Source organism: Variovorax sp. RO1, assembly GCF_002849325.1.
GTDB lineage: Bacteria > Pseudomonadota > Gammaproteobacteria > Burkholderiales > Burkholderiaceae_C > Variovorax.
The window spans coordinates 231,553-247,302 of the sequence record NZ_PKMT01000003.1 but is presented as its reverse complement, the minus strand read 5'-3'; the positions used below and the strand labels follow the sequence as shown (position 1 = coordinate 247,302).

The window sequence follows — 15,750 nt, the reverse complement described above, 5'->3', positions numbered from 1 at the left end:
CGATCAGCAATGGCGGTCTGTTTCTGACGCTGGAAGGCATCGACGGCGCGGGCAAGTCCAGCCACCTCGACGCGCTGGAAGCCCGCTTCAAGGCACAGGGCCGCACGGTGGTGCGCACACGCGAACCCGGCGGCACGCCGCTGGCCGAGACGCTGCGCGGACTGGTCCTCGAACAGCCGATGAACCCGCTGACCGAATCGCTGCTGGTGTTTGCGGCCCGCTGCGACCACATCGCGCAGGTCATCGAACCGGCACTCGCGCGCGGCGAGGTCGTGCTGTGCGACCGCTTCACCGACGCCACCTTCGCCTACCAGGGCGCGGGACGCGGCTTCGATACCGCCGTGCTGGCGACGCTCGAACAATGGGTGCAGGCGGGCCGGGCCGGTCTACCGGCATCACAACTGCTGCAGCCGCAACTGACCGTGTGGTTCGACCTCGCCCCCGAAATCGCCGCCCAGCGCCTCGCTGGCGCGCGCGTGCCCGACAAGTTCGAGGCCCAGCCCGTCGAGTTCTTCCGCCGCGTGGCGCAGGGCTATGCGGCTCGCGCCGCCGCCGATGCGCCGCGCTTCGTGCGCATCGACGCGAGCCAGGCGCGTGACCAGGTCTGGCAGCAGATCGATACGGCGCTGGTGGCGCGTGGCGTGCTGTCGCCGGTGCAAGGAGCCGCACGATGAGCGAGCCGGTGAACACATTGACCCCGTGGCTGCGCCAGCCCTTGGCCGAGCTGCTTCGCCAGCGCGGCCATGCCTGGCTGCTGCAAGGCCCGTCGGGCATCGGCCAGTACGAACTCGCGCTGGCGCTCGCTGCCGCCTGGCTGTGCGAACAACCGGTGGAGGAGGGCGGTGCCGCCTGCGGCCACTGCCCCAGCTGCCACGCCATCGAGGTCCGCACCCATGCCGACCTGTGCGTGCTGATGCCCGAGGTCGCGATGGGCGAACTCGGCTGGCCGCTCGACGAAAAGGCCCAGTCCGACATCGACGACAAGAAGCGCAAAGCCAGTCGCGAGATCCGCGTCGAGGCCATGCGCGACGCGGTCGGCTTTGCGCAGCGCACCAGCGCACGGGGTCGCGGCAAGGTCGTGCTCGTGTATCCGGCCGAGCGCATGAACACCATCACCGCCAACGCGCTGCTCAAGACGCTCGAGGAGCCCGTCGGCGACGTGCGCTTCGTGCTCGCCAGCGAGGCCGCGTGGCAGTTGCTGCCGACCATCCGCAGCCGCTGCCTCGGCTTCACGCTGCCGTGGCCCGAAACCGCCGAAGCCGAAGCCTGGCTGGTGGCGCAAGACGTGCCGCCCGCCGATGCCGCACAACTGCTGCGTGCCGCGGGCGGACGGCCCAGCGATGCACTGCGGCTGGCGCGCTCGGGCCAGTCGCCCAAGGCGTGGTCGCTGCTGCCCAAGGCCATGTCGCGCGGCGACGTGGGCGCGCTGACCGACCAGGCGCCCGCCCAGGCCGTTGTCGCGCTGCAGAAGCTGTGCCACGACCTGATGGCCGTGGGCCACGGCGCCGAACCCCGTTTCTTCGATGCGGCCGACCTGCCGCCGGCCCCGCACAAGCTGGCGTTGGCGCGCTGGTCGAAATCGCTCGCCAGCGCCGCGCGAACCGCCGAACATCCGTTCAACGCCGGCCTCATGCTCGAAGCGCTTGTGAGCGAGGCGCGAAGCACCCTAAACTCTGCCGCTCGCCGCCCATGAACCCACCTGTCGCTCCCGCCGCCGCTTTGTCTGCCACGCCCGCCCGGCCGAGCGTCATTCAGCTCGCCATCAAGGAAAAGGGCGCGCTTTACGCGGCCTACATTCCGCTGTTTGCCGAAGGCGGCATCTTCATTCCGACCACGCGCGAGTACCGGCTGGGCGACGACGTCTACGTGCTGCTCACGCTGCCTGAAGACCCGCAGCGCTACCCGGTCGCCGGCAAGGTCGCCTGGATCACGCCGGCCCGCGCCGCCGGCAACCGGGCGCCGGGCGTCGGCGTGCGCTTTCCCTCGGACGAGAAGTCGCGCCAGCTGAAAGCGCGCATCGAAGCCGCGCTCGGTGGCTCCATGGCTTCCGACCGCGCGACCCAGACCATCTGAGTTCTTTCTCCGCCGCCGTCCCCGTGACGCGGAACTCCGGACACGGCGCGATCTCCCACAGGCGCGCCGCACTTCACCCTTTCCGATGTTCACCGACTCCCACTGCCACCTGACCTTTCCCGAGTTCGCGGACCAGATGCCCCAGATCCGCGCCGCCATGGCCGCCGCCAAGGTCGACCGGGCGCTGTGCATCTGCACCAAGCTCGAGGAGTTCGACGACGTGCAGGCCCTGGCCGCCCGCTACGACAACTTCTGGGCCAGCGTGGGCGTGCACCCCGACAACGAGGACATCGCCGAGCCCACCGTGGAAGACCTGGTGCGCCTGTCGGCCCGGCCGCGCGTCGTGGCCATCGGCGAAACCGGCCTCGACTACTACCAGATGGAAGAGCGCAAGGGCGGTCGCAGCATCGCCGACATGGAATGGCAGCGCGACCGCTTCCGCGTGCACATCCGCGCCGCACAGCAAACGCGCAAGCCGCTCATCATCCACACCCGCGACGCATCGGCCGACACGCTGGCGATCCTCAAGGAGGAGGGCGAAGACGGCGCGGGCAGGGCGGCCGGCGGCGTGTTCCATTGCTTCACCGAAACCGCCGAGGTGGCGCGCGCCGCGCTCGACCTGGGTTTCTACATTTCCTTCTCGGGCATCCTGACCTTCAAGAAGGCCCAGGACCTGCGCGACGTGGCAGCTTTCGTGCCGCTGGACCGCATGCTGATCGAGACGGACAGCCCGTATCTGGCGCCCGTGCCGTACCGCGGCAAGACCAACAACCCGTCGTATGTGCCTTTCGTGGCGCAACAGATCGCCGAACTGCGACACATGCCCATAGAGGACATCGCCAAGGCGACAAGCGACAACTTCGAAGCCTTGTTCAGGGAAGTCAAACTATGAAAAATTACTTTAAGAAGTCGATATATCTTGTTGTCATGGCTGCATCTTTTGCAGCACATGCCGGGTCGTTCGAAGACTTTTTCCGCGCCGTGCGCGGCGACAACGCCAGCGGTGTGCGCACCCTGCTGAACCGCGGTTTCGACCCGAACACACGTGACGAACATGGCCAGACCGGGTTGATGCTCGCACTGCGCGAGCCGTCGCCGAAGGTCATCGAGGTGCTGATGGCGTCGCCGCAGCTCAATGTCGACCTGGCCAACGCCAAGGACGAAACGCCGCTGATGCTGGCGTCGATCAAGGGCCAGCAAGACCTGGTGGTGCAACTGCTCAAGCGCGACGCCGCCGTCAACAAGACCGGCTGGACACCGCTGCATTACGCCGCCAGCAGCGGACAGCTGTCGATCATCAAGTTGCTGCTCGAGAACTACGCCTTCATCGACGCCCAATCGCCCAACGGCACGACGCCGCTGATGATGGCCGCGATGTACGGATCGAACGACGCCGTGAAGCTGCTGCTGGCTGAAGGCGCGGACACGGCGATGAAGAACCAACTTGGCATGACCGCTATCGACTTTGCAGTGAAAGCGAATCGCGCTGAGTCTGCGGAGCTGATCAAGGCGGCTGGGGATGCGAAGGCGAATGGGGTGAAGGCGGTGCCGAAAGATGGGAAATGGTGAGTGCCTGCGGGCCTCAGCAATCCTGACGAAAAAGAGGCTGCACACGCTCGCCCAGGTAGCTGGACAGCCACGTGCAGTGCTCCTGGAGGCTCTCCACCGGAATATGGTTTCCCAGCCATAAGGACTTCTCATCTTGTCCGGGCAGGCGCGTGACCACACTCAGATAGCCCGTTGTGGCGTAGGTGGTGAGCGTCGTGGGGGTCACTGAGCGAATGGACTCAAACGGGACCACGGTGGTGCGCGGCTTTCGCAGCGGCGCCATCTCGACATAGCTGAGCTGCTCGGTTTTCGAATCGAAGCAGAAAGCGACGACTGTTCTTCTCGAGGTCGCAACCAGCAGCATGAGGCCCGCGAGACCGCTCGTTCCAAACAGTGGAAACCAGATCGCCGGGTCCGCGAACACGCCGGATGAGAACGGGTTCACGCCGTTCACGAGCGAGGCCACGCTCGCCAGACCCAACCCGAAAAGATAGATGGGGGTGACGATGGCAAGCACCCCCAGCGAGGCGGCAGCCGCCATCAGCAGGGAGAAAAGTGCGGTCGATCCTTTTGCGTCCGATTGCCAGGAAAAACAGGGGCTGATCTCTTTGCTGCTTCTGCGAGATGCCCGTCGATCGGCGGATGTCCGTCTCATCGGCTGAGCAGCCCATCTGGCGTGACCATCGATGACGCGCGTCGTGCGGCAAGGACGTTCGATGTCAATGGAGGTTCTTCGACGGGTTGGAATGCTGGCGGGCTCATGGACCTGGCTGGGGTCTTGGGCTTTCTCGAACTGTACGTCAGTCCATATTCATTCAACACAATGTGCATTATGTAAAATGACTTGTGCGAGTACGGACCGTTTGCCGCTGTGAGCCGGAGAACCTCGGCAGTCCTCGACCTGAGCCAAATGCCCTTCCGGCTTCGCACTTCGCCCAGCCCTCATATTTCAGGCCTGAGCGAAGCTTCCCTGAATCGAATCAGCTCAGCGTGGCCCCATCCGGCAGCTTCGCAATCACCTTGATCTCGAACTGAAAGCCATACAGCCACGTCACGCCGATGCCGGTCAGCGTCGGATGCGGCGCGTCGCCCCAGTACTCGGGCACCAGTTTCCAGATCGTTTCGAAGTTCGATTCTGGGTCGACGATGAAGACCGTCACGTCGACCACGTCGTCGAAGGTGCCGCCCGCCGCTTTCAGGATGGCATTCAGGTTGTCGAACGCGCGCCGCACCTGCGCCTCCAGTTCGGGTTCGGGCGAGCCGTCTTCGCGGCTGCCGACCTGCCCCGAGACGAACAGAAAACCGTTGGATCGAACCGCCGGCGAATAGTGGTTGCGTTCATAGAGCGCCTGGCGCCCGGGTGGGAAAACGACGTCGCGTGAAGCCATGGGTTGCTTTCTTTCTGAAGTGAGTGATGACGATGCAGGGACTTTAGGAAGCCACGCGCCATCGATAAACGGGCCAAGCCAACAATCACTGTTTGCAGATCCCAAACAATCACGGCACACGCCCCGCTGGAGCCCTCCCATGGACCGTTTCGATGCAATGCAGGCCTTCACCCGCGTGGTGGAAGCCGGCAGCTTCACCAAGGCCGCCGACACGCTGCACATGAGCAAGACCACCGTGACGCAGCTGGTGCAGCAACTCGAGGCACGGCTGCGCGTGAAGCTGCTGAACCGCACCACGCGCAAGGTCAACGTGACGGCCGACGGCGCGGCGTACTACGAACGCGCGGTGCGGTTGCTGGCCGACCTGGACGATGCCGAAACCAGCCTGTCGAGCGCGTCCGCCCTGCCCCGCGGCCGCCTGCGGGTTGACGTGCCCAGCCCGCTGGCCCGCACGATCCTCGTACCCGCGCTGCCGGCCTTTCATGCGCGCTACCCCGACATCCAGCTCGACATGGGCGTGAGCGACCGCGTGGTCGATGTGATCGGCGAGAACGTCGATTGCGTCGTGCGCGGCGGCGAGCTCACCGACCCGTCGCTCATGGCGCGCCGCGTGGGCGACCTGCAGCTCGGGGTCTACGCGGCGCCGGGCTACCTGGAAGGGGCCGGCACGCCCGCGCATCCGAGCGAGCTGGAAAACACGCACCACCGCATCGTCGGCTTCATCTGGTCGCGCAACGGCAAGACCTTTCCGTATGCCATGCGCCGGGGCGGCGAACGCATCAGCGTGCAGGGCCGCTACGTGTTCTCGGTGGACGACGGCAACGCGTACCTCGCGGCCGGGCTGGTGGGCCTGGGCATCGTCTGGATGCCGGACTACATGGCCGCGCCGCACCGGGCACGCGGCGAGCTGGTGCCGTTGTTCGAAGACTGGCAGCTCGACCCGATGCCGCTGTACGTGGCGTTCGCGCCGAACCGGCATGTCAGCGCCAAGCTGCGCGCGTTCATCGAGTGGGTCGCCGAGCTGATGGCGCAGCATGCGCCGGTCATCGTTCGCCCCGGCGCGCCCTCCTCCTGAACCGCCCTGCTCTGCCGAGGCGCTTTCAGCCAGCCACCTTGCTCCAGGCCTCGTACAAGTCTTCATCTGCCTCATCGCGCACCGGCATCGAATGCAGCTTCATCTCACGCTGTTCCGGCGGCCGAGCGATCTCGATGTAGCCGCGCTCGGCCGACAGATCGAAGGGTTCGCCGTCCTCGTTCGAGTAGGCGTAGAAAACCTCCTTCACGCCCGCGAGGTACATCGCCGTCAGGCACATCGAACACGGGTAGCCGCTGGCGTACACGGTGCAGCCCGAAAGGTCGGTGCTCTTCAGCGCCTTCGCGGCGGCGCGCACGGCCTGCATCTCGGCGTGGGCCGAGGGGTCGCACAGAGCGTCTACCTCGTTGACGGCGGTGGCAATCACCTGCCCGTCGCGCGCGATCACTGCGCCGAAGGGCCAGGTCTTGCGTTCGCGGATGTTGCCCATGGCGAGGCGGATGGAGTCGAGCAGGTACGTGCCTGCGTTCGGGTCATGGGGTGTTGTCATTCAGGAAAAGCTCCCGCGGTCAGCTGCCGCGATAGGTGGAAAAAAACCAGGGCGCGCACAGCATCGGCACGTGGTAGTGCTGCGTGGCGTCGGCGATGGCGAAACGCACGGGCACCACGTCGGACAGCGCGTCGGCCGCCTTGAAGTGGTCCCCGACATGGAACTGCAGTTCAAACTGCCCGGTGCGCGCCGAGGCCCCGGGCAGCATGGGTGCGTCGGTGCGGCCGTCGGCGTTGGTGCGCGTGCTGTTCAGGCGCGTCGGCGGCGTGGTCGCCACGTCGTAGAGGTCGACCTTCATCCCGACGAGCGGGCGGCCGGTGGTGATGTCGAGCACATGGGTCGTGATGCCGGTCATGAGAAGAAACTCCTTGCAGACGATGGGTGCGAACGGGGCCTGCTGCTTCAGCTGCCGCGCGAATAGGTGTAGCTCCACGGGCCGAACTGGATCGGCAGGTGGATGCGCTCGGCCGCGTTGGCGACGCGGATGCGCACCGGCAGCTTCGAGAGGAACGGCGGCGTGGGCAGCCGCGATGGCTTGCGCGCGAAGTACTCGTCCACGTGCAGCAGCAGTTCGTAGTCGCCGGTGCGGTAGCCGTCGCCGATCAGGAGCGGCTCGTCGGAGCGCCCGTTGCCGTTCATGGTCACGGTGCGCAGCAGCTTGAAGCTGTCGCCCTCGCGCACCGAGAAATCGATGCGCAGTCCGGTCGCCGCGGCGCCGTGGAAGGTGTCGAGTGCATGCACGGTCAGGCGCGGGCTCACGCCGTGCAGCACGATCGGACCGCTCGCCTGGGCCGGGCCGACGGGGGCGGCCGTTTGCGCAACAGCGCCGTGAGGTGCCAGGGCTGCGGCGCCAAGCGCAAGGCCCGACAGCGCGAAGCGGCGGCGTGCAGCAAGGGAAATCACGTTCTCAGGCATGGACCGCTCCTTCAGAGAGGGACGCACCCAGCAGCGTGTCGATGCGCCCGCGGGTGATCAAACCGATCTGCGCCAGCGCCGCGCGGCGCTCGGCTTCGGTCGACTCGGCGGCGCGGCTGCGCATCGCTTCGAAGATCTGGCCCTTGGTGCTGCGCCGCACGGCGATGATGAAAGGAAATCCGTGCCGCTCGCGGTACACGCGGTTCAGCCGCTGGATCTCGGCCATCTCTTCGCGGCTCAGTGCGTTCAGGCCCGCACTGCCCTGCTCGCCGGCCGACTCGGCGGTCATCGTGCCGTCCTGGGCTTCGCGGCCCGCCAGTTCGGGGTGGCCGCACAGGAAGGCGAGTTGCTGCGCGTCCGGTGCGCGGCGCACCACGTCGAGCATGGCGTCGTGCAAGGCGTCGATGCTGGCGAAGGGCCGGAGCTGCCAGGCCGTGCGTGCGACCCAGGGCGAGTTCTCGAAAGTCGGCCCGAGCGCGGCGACAAACGCGTCGCAGTCCATGGCGTTGAGCGCCTGGAGATCGAAACGATGGGCGTGGGAAGGCATGGAGCGCATCTCCTTGTAGTCAGACAGACGGACGAAGGGGTGGGAAGAATCAGCGCGCCGGCGTCTTGTGCAGACGCGGCACGAACAGCAGGATCAGCACGGCGGCGCAGACTTCCACCGCCGCGACCACATACAGCCCCGGTGCGAGGCTGCCGGTGGCGGTCTTGATGAGGCCCAGCATCCACGGCGCGCCGAAGCCCGCGAGGTTGGCGATCGAGTTGATCAGTGCCACGCCGCCGGCGGCTGCGGTACCGGCCAGGAAGCGGTTGGGCATCTGCCAGAACACGGGGATCGCGCTCATGGTGCCGACGATGGCCAGCGTGAGGCCGGCCAGCACGAGGCCCGGGCTCTGGCGCAGGAACAGCGCAACCACCAGCAATGCCCCCGAACCGAGCGCCGCGGCCAGCGCACAGTGGTAGCGCGACTCCTGGTGGCGGTCGGAGTGAAAGCCGTTCCAGATCATCCCGGCCGCGCCGCACAGGTAGGCGCCGGCCATGATCCAGCCGATGGTCAGCGGGTTGGTGAAACCGATCTCTTTCACCAGCGTCGGGCCGTAGAAGGTCAGCGACGAGTTCGCCGCGATGATGCAGAAGAAGATCAGGATCAGCAGCCAGAACTTGCCGTTCTTCAGCGAGGCCAGCATGCTGTGCTCGCGGTGGCCCAGCGCCTTGCGGTCGCGCTCCAGGTCGTCGTGCACCAGCTGGCGTTCACGCGCCGTGAGCCAGTGGGCCTGCTCGGGCCGGTCGGTCAGGTAGAAATACGTGGCGATGCCGGCCAGCACCGAGGGAATGCCCTCGAGCAGCAGCACCCACTGCCAGCCGGCCCAGCCGTTCACACCGTGCATGTTGTTCATGATGAAGCCGGCCAGCGGCCCGCCGATCACACCCGCGAAGGCCGAGGCCGACATGAACATGCCGAAGGCCTTGGCACGGCGGCCGTCCGGGAACCAGTAGGTCAGGTAAAGAATGATGCCGGGGTAGAAGCCCGCTTCGAACACGCCCAGCAGAAAGCGCAGCAGGTAGAACATCTCGGTGCTCTTCACGAACATCGTGGCGATCGAGGTCAGGCCCCAGCCGATGGTGATGCGCATGATGGTCTTCTTGGCGCCGATCTTCTGCAGCAGCAGGTTGCTCGGCACCTCGAAGAAGAAGTAGCCCAGGAAGAAGATGCCCGCGCCCAGCCCGTACGACGCCTCGCTCCACTTCAGGTCGTCGAGCATCGTCAGCTTGATGAAGCCGATGTTGACCCGGTCGATCCAGGCCAGCACCCAGAGCAGCATCAAAAAGGGAATCAGGCGAAAGATGATCTTCCGGTAAATGCCGTCCAGTTCCGCCGTGGCGGTGTGTTCCCGGATCGGCGCCAGCGTGGCGTCCATGCTCATGGTTGTCTCCATTTTGGGTGTGGACGGGACGCACCGCCTGAGACCTTCTGTGGGTCCGCTTGCGGCTGCCATTCCCGTTGGTGGCGAACTGTAGGCAGATATCGCCGCGCTGGATCACGCTCTCTAGAATGTGCGGCATAACGGTTTGCCATGAGGGGCCTGCCGCCCGTAGCGCCCCCAGAGCCCATTTCTCTCCGCCATGTCACGCTCCCACGCCCCGATCGACACCTACCTGCTGCGCGTGCTGGTGGCCCTGGTGGCCGAACGCAGCGTCTCCCGCGTGGCCGTGCGCATGAACCAGACCCAGCCCGCCATCAGCACCGCCCTGCGCCGGCTGCGCGAGGTGTTCGCCGACCCCATCCTCGTGCGCGAGCGCAGCGGCATGGTGCCGACCGAGCGGGCCCTGCAGCTGCGTGACCGCGCACGCGGCGCGCTCCTCGAAATCGACCGCATGCTCTCGGGGCCGGAACAGTTCGAGCCCGCCTCCAGCGCGATGACCTTCCACCTCGCGCTGCCCGACTACCTGGCGATGAGCTTCCTGGCCGACGTGACCACGCGGTTCCGCGCCGAGGCACCGCATGCGCGGCTGGTGGTGCACCCGCTGAGCGTCACCTACGACTACGAGCGCGCGCTGGCGCAGGGCGAGCTCGACATCGTCATCGGCAACTGGCCGCAGCCGCCCGACCGCCTGCACCTGTCGCTGCTGCTCGAAGACGACCTCATGTGCCTCATGGGCAAGAACAACCCGCTCGCCGCCAAGGGCGCCATGACGATGGAGCGCTACATCGCGGCGCGCCACGTGGTGCCCACGCCCTACGCGGCGTCGCAGCGCGGCGTGGTCGAAACGCACCTGGCCACGCTGCGCCAGACGCGCGAGGCCTGCATTGCCGTGCCCTACTTCACCGTGGCGCCGCACCTGCTGGTGGGCACCGACCTGGTGTTCACCACCGCGCGCCACTTCGCGATGCAGTTCGTGGACACGCTGCCGCTGGTGGCGGTGCCGGCGCCACAGGGCTTTCCGCGCATGCGCTTCTACCAGCTGTGGCACGACCGCTCGCAGCACGAGCCCGCGCACCGCTGGCTGCGCGGCATCCTGGCGGCGGTGGCGTCGGGGCTGGCGCGGCCGGATGCGGCAGCTGCCGACGCGCAGGCCGCCTAGCTTTCCGTTGCGCTCAACCGGTAGCCGTGCCCCGGAACCGCCTGCAGTTCCAACCCGTGGCGTCCGGCGCTCAAGCCGAGCTTGCGGCGCAGGCGGCACACATTGGTGGAGAGCACCCCGGAGCCGCAGCGAGGGCCGCGGTCCCATACCAGCGAGCGCAGTCCGTGGTGGGTCAAGACCCGGTCGACGTTCCTGAACAGCGCGATGGCCAGTTCGAATTCATTGGGCGTCAGTTCGACCCGCGTGCCGGCCACCTGTGCGCTGTCCGCAGAGAGGTCGAGGCGAAACGCCCCCCATTCGACGAACATGTCCAGCATCGGTGTCCGGCGCTGCTGCAGGAAGGACCGCATCAGGAGGTACGCCTCTTCGAATGAAGACGGCGTGACCTCCACGTGATCGGACGCGTGCGCGTGCAAGACCGCCAACTCGCGGATGCCGCGTTTTCCGGCGTTCATGACCAACGGGCAATCCGGGCCGACCTGTTCTCGCACCTGGGCCACCAGTGCGCCTGCAGCGCCGACGTCGACCGGGCACGCCACGACCACGGCGGCAAAGCGGGGTTCGAAGTCGCGGCACGCCTGTGTCAGTTCCAGCGCGCTGGTGAAGACCATCGGCCAGTGGCCGAGCCTGCGGATGGCACGCCCCATCTGGCTTCGGGTCTGGAGGTCGGGGTCGATCACCGCAAGGGTGCAGGACTCGGACTCGCTCAACAAGATGGGCAGCCGCGGCGTGGTCAGGRGGGGGGTGGGGACAGTGCAATGACTCTGCTTCAAGGATCGCTCCAGAGATGGATCGGACTTCGCATCGCTTTCTGGGCAAGTTGAATATCGGGCCGGGACAGCCAGCAAGGGGCGGTCCCGTTTCTTGCGATCCATTGTTTTCGCCGAGCGGTTTTTCTCGAATAGGGATGCATCGAAAAGCGGGGGCCACGGCTTCGGGATTGCTCGAAAGTGGGCGCACGAGGCCCCGCTCGATCTAACGGCGCAAGACCTCGAAACGCCCCGCGCCTTCCCATGTGCTTTCTCCCGCGACGCGCGTCGCTGCGGCTCCCACGAAGGGCTCGATTTCCAGCTGCACCGTCAGGCGTTGGCCGTGGGCCGGGCCTGTGCCGTCCATCGCAGACATCCGGTCGCCGGGCCGAAGGACCGGGGACGGTGCCACGCCCGTGGCGTCCCCCTGCGATGCAGCCAGGCAAACCGGTTTGCCGTCGAGCTGCGCATCCAGAATCCTGAGCGTGAAGCGATCGTTCCTCGCAAAGCGAAAACCCGCGTCGTCCGCTGCCGTGCCCTGAAACGACAGCGTCATCGCCGTGCGTTCGGCGCACACCGCCGTGAGCGTCACCCGGCGTTTGCCCAACGAGGCCCGGGCGGGGTCGGGCTGGCGTTCCATCAGCTGTGCGCGGGTCGTGCGTCCATAGTCGACGAGCGACTCGCTCAGTTGCGCATCGCAGCGTGCCGATGCCTGCGCATGCACCGGCGTTGCGGCCAGCACACCAAGGGTCGCAAGTGCGGCAAGGGCCGTGCCTCGTATCGTGGTGGTCATAGCGGTGCTCCCATGGCCGTGCAAGTGGCGTTGGCCGATTCAAAGTAGGTGGATGCGTCGGACGTCTCCGGCAGCGAAAAATCGAGCCTGCAGGTGTCGCCGTTCGACAGCGTGACCCTCAGGTTCGCGCCGCCCTGCACGTCGGGCAGAAAGACCTGCCCACCGTCCACGACCGAGGTGAGGTACTGGTTGTCGCCGTCGACCACCGCCAAGCCCTTCTCGAGCACCCTCCCCTCGGGACCGGTGGCTTTCAGGAGCACCCGGCGGGCATTGATCACACCGAAGCGGATGTGGTTCACCGATCCGCGGCCCGCTTCGAGCTCCTGGTAGCCGTTCACCAGGTCGATGTTGCGAGGCAGTGATTTGGTCGAAATCTCCAGCCGGCTCGTGTGGTACGGGAGCAGCCGGGGCGCGACCGCGCGGCCCCAGGCATCGGTCCATACCGGACCTTGCGGCGTGACGATCTTGACGCCGGGCACGCCCCCCACCGAGACGATGCCGAAGGTGTCCTCCACGGGGTACGGCGAGAACGTGACGCCGTCCTTGTGCGCGACGATGCCGCCCTGCAGCTGCCCGCTGTAGGTGGTGCTCGCGCCGTTGCGCGAGAGCCCCAGGTTGGCCTGCGTGTAGCGCGCCTGCAGGCTCAGGCGCCCGTCGATGTTGTTCTGCCCCTCGCGGCTGTCCCGCTCGGTCGAGACCTGGTAGCTCACGGCATCGTTGACGCGCTCGTTGAGCGTGGCGCCGGTGCGCATGCGGTTGTCGTAGCGGTTGACGTATGTCTTGACCGTCTTCGAACCCAGCGGAATGCTCACGGTGACATAGGCCGCATGCCTGTTGTCGAAGCGTCCGAGGTCGCCGGTGCTGTGTTCCACGTTGAACGACACCGTGGCGTGCTTGAACGACTTCACCCACGCGCCCGTCATGCGCTGGATGTTTCGCCCATTGAAGTTTGTGGATTGCGAATAGGCCAACCGGAAACCGCCCCAGTCCGGGTGGGTCCAGCCCACGGAGCCCGCGTACTGGCCCTTGTAGCGCTGGCGCGTCCACCCGGTGTCGAGCAGGTTCGCGTTGACCGTGTCCGCGAGGTCGCGAAAGCCCTGGGTCTGCTGCGTGACGCTCATCGACGCCGACACGGTGGGCGAGACCGCGCTGCTCACCGAGGCATTGACCTGCGTGCCGCGCACGCCCTCGCCCGCGGCGTGGGACACGGCCTGGCGAAACCCCGCCATCGTGCCCGGCACCAGCATGCGATTCACCGCCCATGCCGCGGCCTGGTAGCGCGAGGCCGCCATGGCGCCCGCCGTCAGGTGGGTGGACGCGTCCAGCGCCCAGGTGCCGGTGCCCGTCGCGACCCAGGGCTTGTCTTGCTGTGCTCCATTGCCGTTGCCATAGGGCCGGTATCGACCGCCATCGAGGTGTGGGCGCCTGGCACCGTTCCCGTGGCGCTGCCGGCGAATGCAACGAGCACACTGCTGTCACTGGCAATGGCGCCGCCATTGAGCAACCAAGTGGCTCCGCCGTCCAAGCTCGTGATGAGTCTGGTAGTGCCTTCATCGGCGGTCTGTTTCGTCATCTGCAACGAATAGGCGCCAATGTTCTTCCCATCCGCGGCGCCCAGGCCGAACTTCAAACCCGCGTCATAGTTCGGAATCGTGACCAGCGAAGTGATCGCAGTCCCGGCGCGTTCGTCGGCAACCTTGAAGCCGAACAGCGCAGGCGCTTCGCAGGTCAGTGTCAGTTGGGTCGACTTGTCCGCGAGCGTGGTCTGGGCCATCTGGTTCAGCGAGCTGGCAAAAATGGTGCCGTAGTCGATCACACCACCACCTGCAAGGGCGGGCTTGCAAGCGGCCGGCACGAAGGCGCCGGTGACCCGGAGTGGGGCACCTTGGGCGCTCGCATGGACGGGCGCCAGCATCACGGCGGCCATGCCGGCGATCGCGGCAAGAGTTGCAATTTTCTTCATCGATGGTTCCTTGAGAACTTCAAAGTCGGAGGGGCGGCCCACGGCGGGCCCTGGCTTTCGAGCCCGCGCCCGCAAGGCCTCGCCTGGCAGCCCGCCGTGGCGGTCATGCGGTCCGCCAGAGACGTTGGCGTGGCGGCCAACGGTCTCGGGCCCGCGCGATACCGCCATGTGACTTACAGGTAGACCAGTTCGAACGTCGACAGGCCATCCAGCGGGATCTTCTGGGTCAGAGGCAGGTTGCTGCCCTTGTCGATGGCGGTTACCAACCGGATATCAGCCGTGACGGAGGTATAGGGGCTTGGCACATTTACCGCGGCGCTGTCGGTGAATGCAACGAGCTTGCTGCCGTCGCCGGCCACGCCGCCAGCAGAGAGCGTCCAATTGGCTCCACCGTTTAAGCTAAAGATCTGCCTGGTCGCACCGTGATCGGAGGTTTCATTCTCAATCTTGAATGAATAGGCGCCAATGTTCTTGCCATCCACAGCGCCCAGCCCGAACTTCGCTTTCGCGTCATATGCCGGGACGGTGGTCAGTGAAGTGACCGCGGTCCCAGCGTGCTCGTCGATCACCTTGAAAGCGAACAGTGCAGGCGCTTCGCAGGTCAGTGTCAGTTGGGTCGACTTGTCCGCGAGCGTGGTCTGGCCCGTCTGGTTCAGCGAGCTGGCGAAAATGGTGCCGTAGTCGACCACGCCGCCGCCTGCAAAGGCAAGCGTGCAAGCGGACGGCACGATGGCGCCGGTGATCCGGAGCTCGGAACGTTCGGCGCTCGCATGGAGCGGCGCCATCATCACGGCGGCCACGCCAGCGACGGCAGCAAGGGTTGCAATCTTCTTCACAAATAATTTCCTTGAGGACTTCAAGATCGGAGGGGCGGCTTGGGCCCGTGCAATGGATGCCGCAACCGGTGCCGGGCCCGCTCGATACCGCCGTGTGACTTACAGGTAGACGACTTCAAACGTCGACAGGCCATCCAGCGCAATCCGCTGGGTCAACGGCAGGTTGCTGCCCCGGTCGATGGCGGTCACCACACGGATATCGGCCGTGACGGAGCTGTGGGCGCCCGGCACTATTCCTGTGCCGGTGTCGGCGAATGCAACGATCTTGCTGCCGTCAACGGTCAAGCCGCCGGCAAAACTCGACCAGCTGGCCCCGCCGTCCGCGCTGTGGATGTGTTGGGTGGGGCCGTTGTCGGCGGTCTCTTTCGTGATCTGCAACGAATAGGCGCCAATGTTCTTGCCATCCACAGCACCCAGGCCGAACTTCGAGTCCGCGCCATACGTCGGGATGGTTTCCAGCGAAGCGACCGCGGTCCCCGCGCGTTCGTCAATCACCTTGAAGGCGAACAGCGCAGACGCCTCGCAGGTCAGGGTCAGTTGGATCGACTTGTCCGCCAACGTGGTCTGGGCCAGCTGGTTCAGCGAGCCGGCGGACATGACGCCGTAGTCGACCACGCCGCCGCCTGCGAACGCGGGCTTGCAGGCGGACGGCACGATGGTGCCGGTGATCCGGAGTTCGGCACTTTCGGCGCTCGCCTGGACAGGCGCGAACATCACGGCGACCACGCCGGCGACAGCGGCAAGAGCTGCAATTTTCTTCATTACTATTTCCTCAAGAACTTCAAAAAAAGTTTCAACGACGGATTCGTTGAAAC

Annotated in this window: 20 protein-coding genes and 1 pseudogene; 7 read left to right on the top strand and 14 right to left on the bottom strand. The window is 66.2% G+C overall.

The window, feature by feature from the left end:
* Positions 1 to 2 precede the first annotated feature (2 nt).
* The 5 genes from tmk to CY658_RS18070 all read left to right on the top strand — a co-directional run bounded on the left by tmk (position 3) and on the right by CY658_RS18070 (position 3,642).
* Positions 3 to 674, top strand: a complete 672-nt coding sequence (gene tmk / locus CY658_RS18090; protein ID WP_101491903.1) for a dTMP kinase — start codon at positions 3 to 5, stop codon at positions 672 to 674.
* Entirely contained in the window at positions 671 to 1,693 is a 1,023-nt protein-coding gene (locus CY658_RS18085) for a DNA polymerase III subunit delta' (RefSeq protein ID WP_101491527.1), read from the top strand. The genes tmk and CY658_RS18085 overlap by 4 nt, the downstream gene beginning before the upstream one ends.
* Positions 1,690 to 2,073: a PilZ domain-containing protein gene (locus CY658_RS18080; protein ID WP_101491526.1), complete on the top strand. Its 384-nt coding sequence runs from the start codon at positions 1,690 to 1,692 to the stop codon at positions 2,071 to 2,073. Before CY658_RS18085 ends, CY658_RS18080 begins: the two co-directional genes overlap by 4 nt.
* Before the next feature lie 85 nt (positions 2,074 to 2,158).
* Positions 2,159 to 2,965 (top strand): TatD family hydrolase, encoded by an 807-nt coding sequence (locus CY658_RS18075; RefSeq protein ID WP_101491525.1) that lies wholly within the window; start codon positions 2,159 to 2,161, stop codon positions 2,963 to 2,965.
* Positions 2,962 to 3,642 carry an ankyrin repeat domain-containing protein gene (locus CY658_RS18070; RefSeq protein WP_101491524.1) on the top strand — a complete coding sequence of 227 codons (681 nt, stop codon included), beginning with the start codon at positions 2,962 to 2,964 and terminating at the stop codon, positions 3,640 to 3,642. The genes CY658_RS18075 and CY658_RS18070 overlap by 4 nt, the downstream gene beginning before the upstream one ends.
* Before the next feature lie 13 nt (positions 3,643 to 3,655).
* On the opposite strand, the gene CY658_RS18065 is transcribed toward CY658_RS18070, so the two are convergent.
* Positions 3,656 to 4,162 (bottom strand): hypothetical protein, encoded by a 507-nt coding sequence (locus CY658_RS18065; protein WP_101491523.1) that lies wholly within the window; start codon positions 4,160 to 4,162, stop codon positions 3,656 to 3,658.
* A 439-nt stretch (positions 4,163 to 4,601) separates the two neighbouring features.
* Positions 4,602 to 5,009: a RidA family protein gene (locus CY658_RS18060; RefSeq protein WP_101491522.1), complete on the bottom strand. Its 408-nt coding sequence runs from the start codon at positions 5,007 to 5,009 to the stop codon at positions 4,602 to 4,604.
* A 139-nt stretch (positions 5,010 to 5,148) separates the two neighbouring features.
* On the opposite strand from CY658_RS18060, the gene CY658_RS18055 reads away from it, so the two are divergent.
* The gene (locus tag CY658_RS18055) at positions 5,149 to 6,084 is read left to right on the top strand and encodes a LysR family transcriptional regulator (RefSeq protein WP_101491521.1); all 936 of its coding nucleotides are present in this window, start codon (positions 5,149 to 5,151) and stop codon (positions 6,082 to 6,084) included.
* 25 nt (positions 6,085 to 6,109) lie between these two features.
* On the opposite strand, the gene CY658_RS18050 is transcribed toward CY658_RS18055, so the two are convergent.
* From CY658_RS18050 to CY658_RS18030, 5 genes are read right to left on the bottom strand one after another with little or no spacing between them, the layout of a single operon-like run.
* A complete protein-coding gene (locus tag CY658_RS18050; RefSeq protein ID WP_101491520.1) occupies positions 6,110 to 6,592 on the bottom strand; it encodes a nucleoside deaminase in 483 nt (160 codons plus the stop codon).
* 19 nt (positions 6,593 to 6,611) lie between these two features.
* Entirely contained in the window at positions 6,612 to 6,947 is a 336-nt protein-coding gene (gene uraH, locus CY658_RS18045; RefSeq protein ID WP_099796909.1) for a hydroxyisourate hydrolase, read from the bottom strand.
* Positions 6,948 to 6,994: 47 nt separating this feature from the next.
* Positions 6,995 to 7,507 carry a hydroxyisourate hydrolase gene (locus tag CY658_RS18040; RefSeq protein ID WP_101491519.1) on the bottom strand — a complete coding sequence of 171 codons (513 nt, stop codon included), beginning with the start codon at positions 7,505 to 7,507 and terminating at the stop codon, positions 6,995 to 6,997.
* Positions 7,500 to 8,054 (bottom strand): 2-oxo-4-hydroxy-4-carboxy-5-ureidoimidazoline decarboxylase, encoded by a 555-nt coding sequence (uraD, locus tag CY658_RS18035; RefSeq protein ID WP_101491518.1) that lies wholly within the window; start codon positions 8,052 to 8,054, stop codon positions 7,500 to 7,502. The genes CY658_RS18040 and uraD overlap by 8 nt, the downstream gene beginning before the upstream one ends.
* Positions 8,055 to 8,103: 49 nt before the next feature.
* The gene (locus CY658_RS18030; RefSeq protein ID WP_101491517.1) at positions 8,104 to 9,435 is read right to left on the bottom strand and encodes an MFS transporter; all 1,332 of its coding nucleotides are present in this window, start codon (positions 9,433 to 9,435) and stop codon (positions 8,104 to 8,106) included.
* Between the two features lie 199 nt (positions 9,436 to 9,634).
* Here CY658_RS18030 and CY658_RS18025 point away from each other — a divergent pair, with 199 nt between their 5' ends.
* Entirely contained in the window at positions 9,635 to 10,594 is a 960-nt protein-coding gene (locus CY658_RS18025; protein WP_101491516.1) for a LysR family transcriptional regulator, read from the top strand.
* On the opposite strand, the gene CY658_RS18020 is transcribed toward CY658_RS18025, so the two are convergent.
* The 7 genes and pseudogenes from CY658_RS18020 to CY658_RS17995 all read right to left on the bottom strand — a co-directional run bounded on the left by CY658_RS18020 (position 10,591) and on the right by CY658_RS17995 (position 15,697).
* Positions 10,591 to 11,274 carry a winged helix-turn-helix transcriptional regulator gene (locus CY658_RS18020; protein ID WP_180838980.1) on the bottom strand — a complete coding sequence of 228 codons (684 nt, stop codon included), beginning with the start codon at positions 11,272 to 11,274 and terminating at the stop codon, positions 10,591 to 10,593. The genes CY658_RS18025 and CY658_RS18020 overlap by 4 nt on opposite strands.
* 295 nt (positions 11,275 to 11,569) lie before the next feature.
* Positions 11,570 to 12,136, bottom strand: a complete 567-nt coding sequence (locus tag CY658_RS18015) for a hypothetical protein (protein ID WP_101491514.1) — start codon at positions 12,134 to 12,136, stop codon at positions 11,570 to 11,572.
* Entirely contained in the window at positions 12,133 to 12,396 is a 264-nt protein-coding gene (locus CY658_RS33040) for a FimD/PapC C-terminal domain-containing protein (protein ID WP_257884940.1), read from the bottom strand. Before CY658_RS33040 ends, CY658_RS18015 begins: the two co-directional genes overlap by 4 nt.
* 81 nt (positions 12,397 to 12,477) lie before the next feature.
* Positions 12,478 to 13,494 (bottom strand): annotated as a pseudogene (locus CY658_RS18010) (fimbria/pilus outer membrane usher protein); the annotation flags it as partial.
* On the bottom strand, positions 13,440 to 14,051 hold the full coding sequence (locus tag CY658_RS18005) for a DUF1120 domain-containing protein (protein WP_257884939.1): 612 nt from the start codon (positions 14,049 to 14,051) through the stop codon (positions 13,440 to 13,442). The gene CY658_RS18005 and the pseudogene CY658_RS18010, both read right to left, overlap by 55 nt.
* Positions 14,052 to 14,272: 221 nt before the next feature.
* A complete protein-coding gene (locus CY658_RS18000) occupies positions 14,273 to 14,935 on the bottom strand; it encodes a DUF1120 domain-containing protein (protein WP_101491511.1) in 663 nt (220 codons plus the stop codon).
* Between the two features lie 99 nt (positions 14,936 to 15,034).
* Positions 15,035 to 15,697 (bottom strand): DUF1120 domain-containing protein, encoded by a 663-nt coding sequence (locus CY658_RS17995; RefSeq protein WP_101491510.1) that lies wholly within the window; start codon positions 15,695 to 15,697, stop codon positions 15,035 to 15,037.
* Between the last annotated feature and the right edge of the window lie 53 nt (positions 15,698 to 15,750).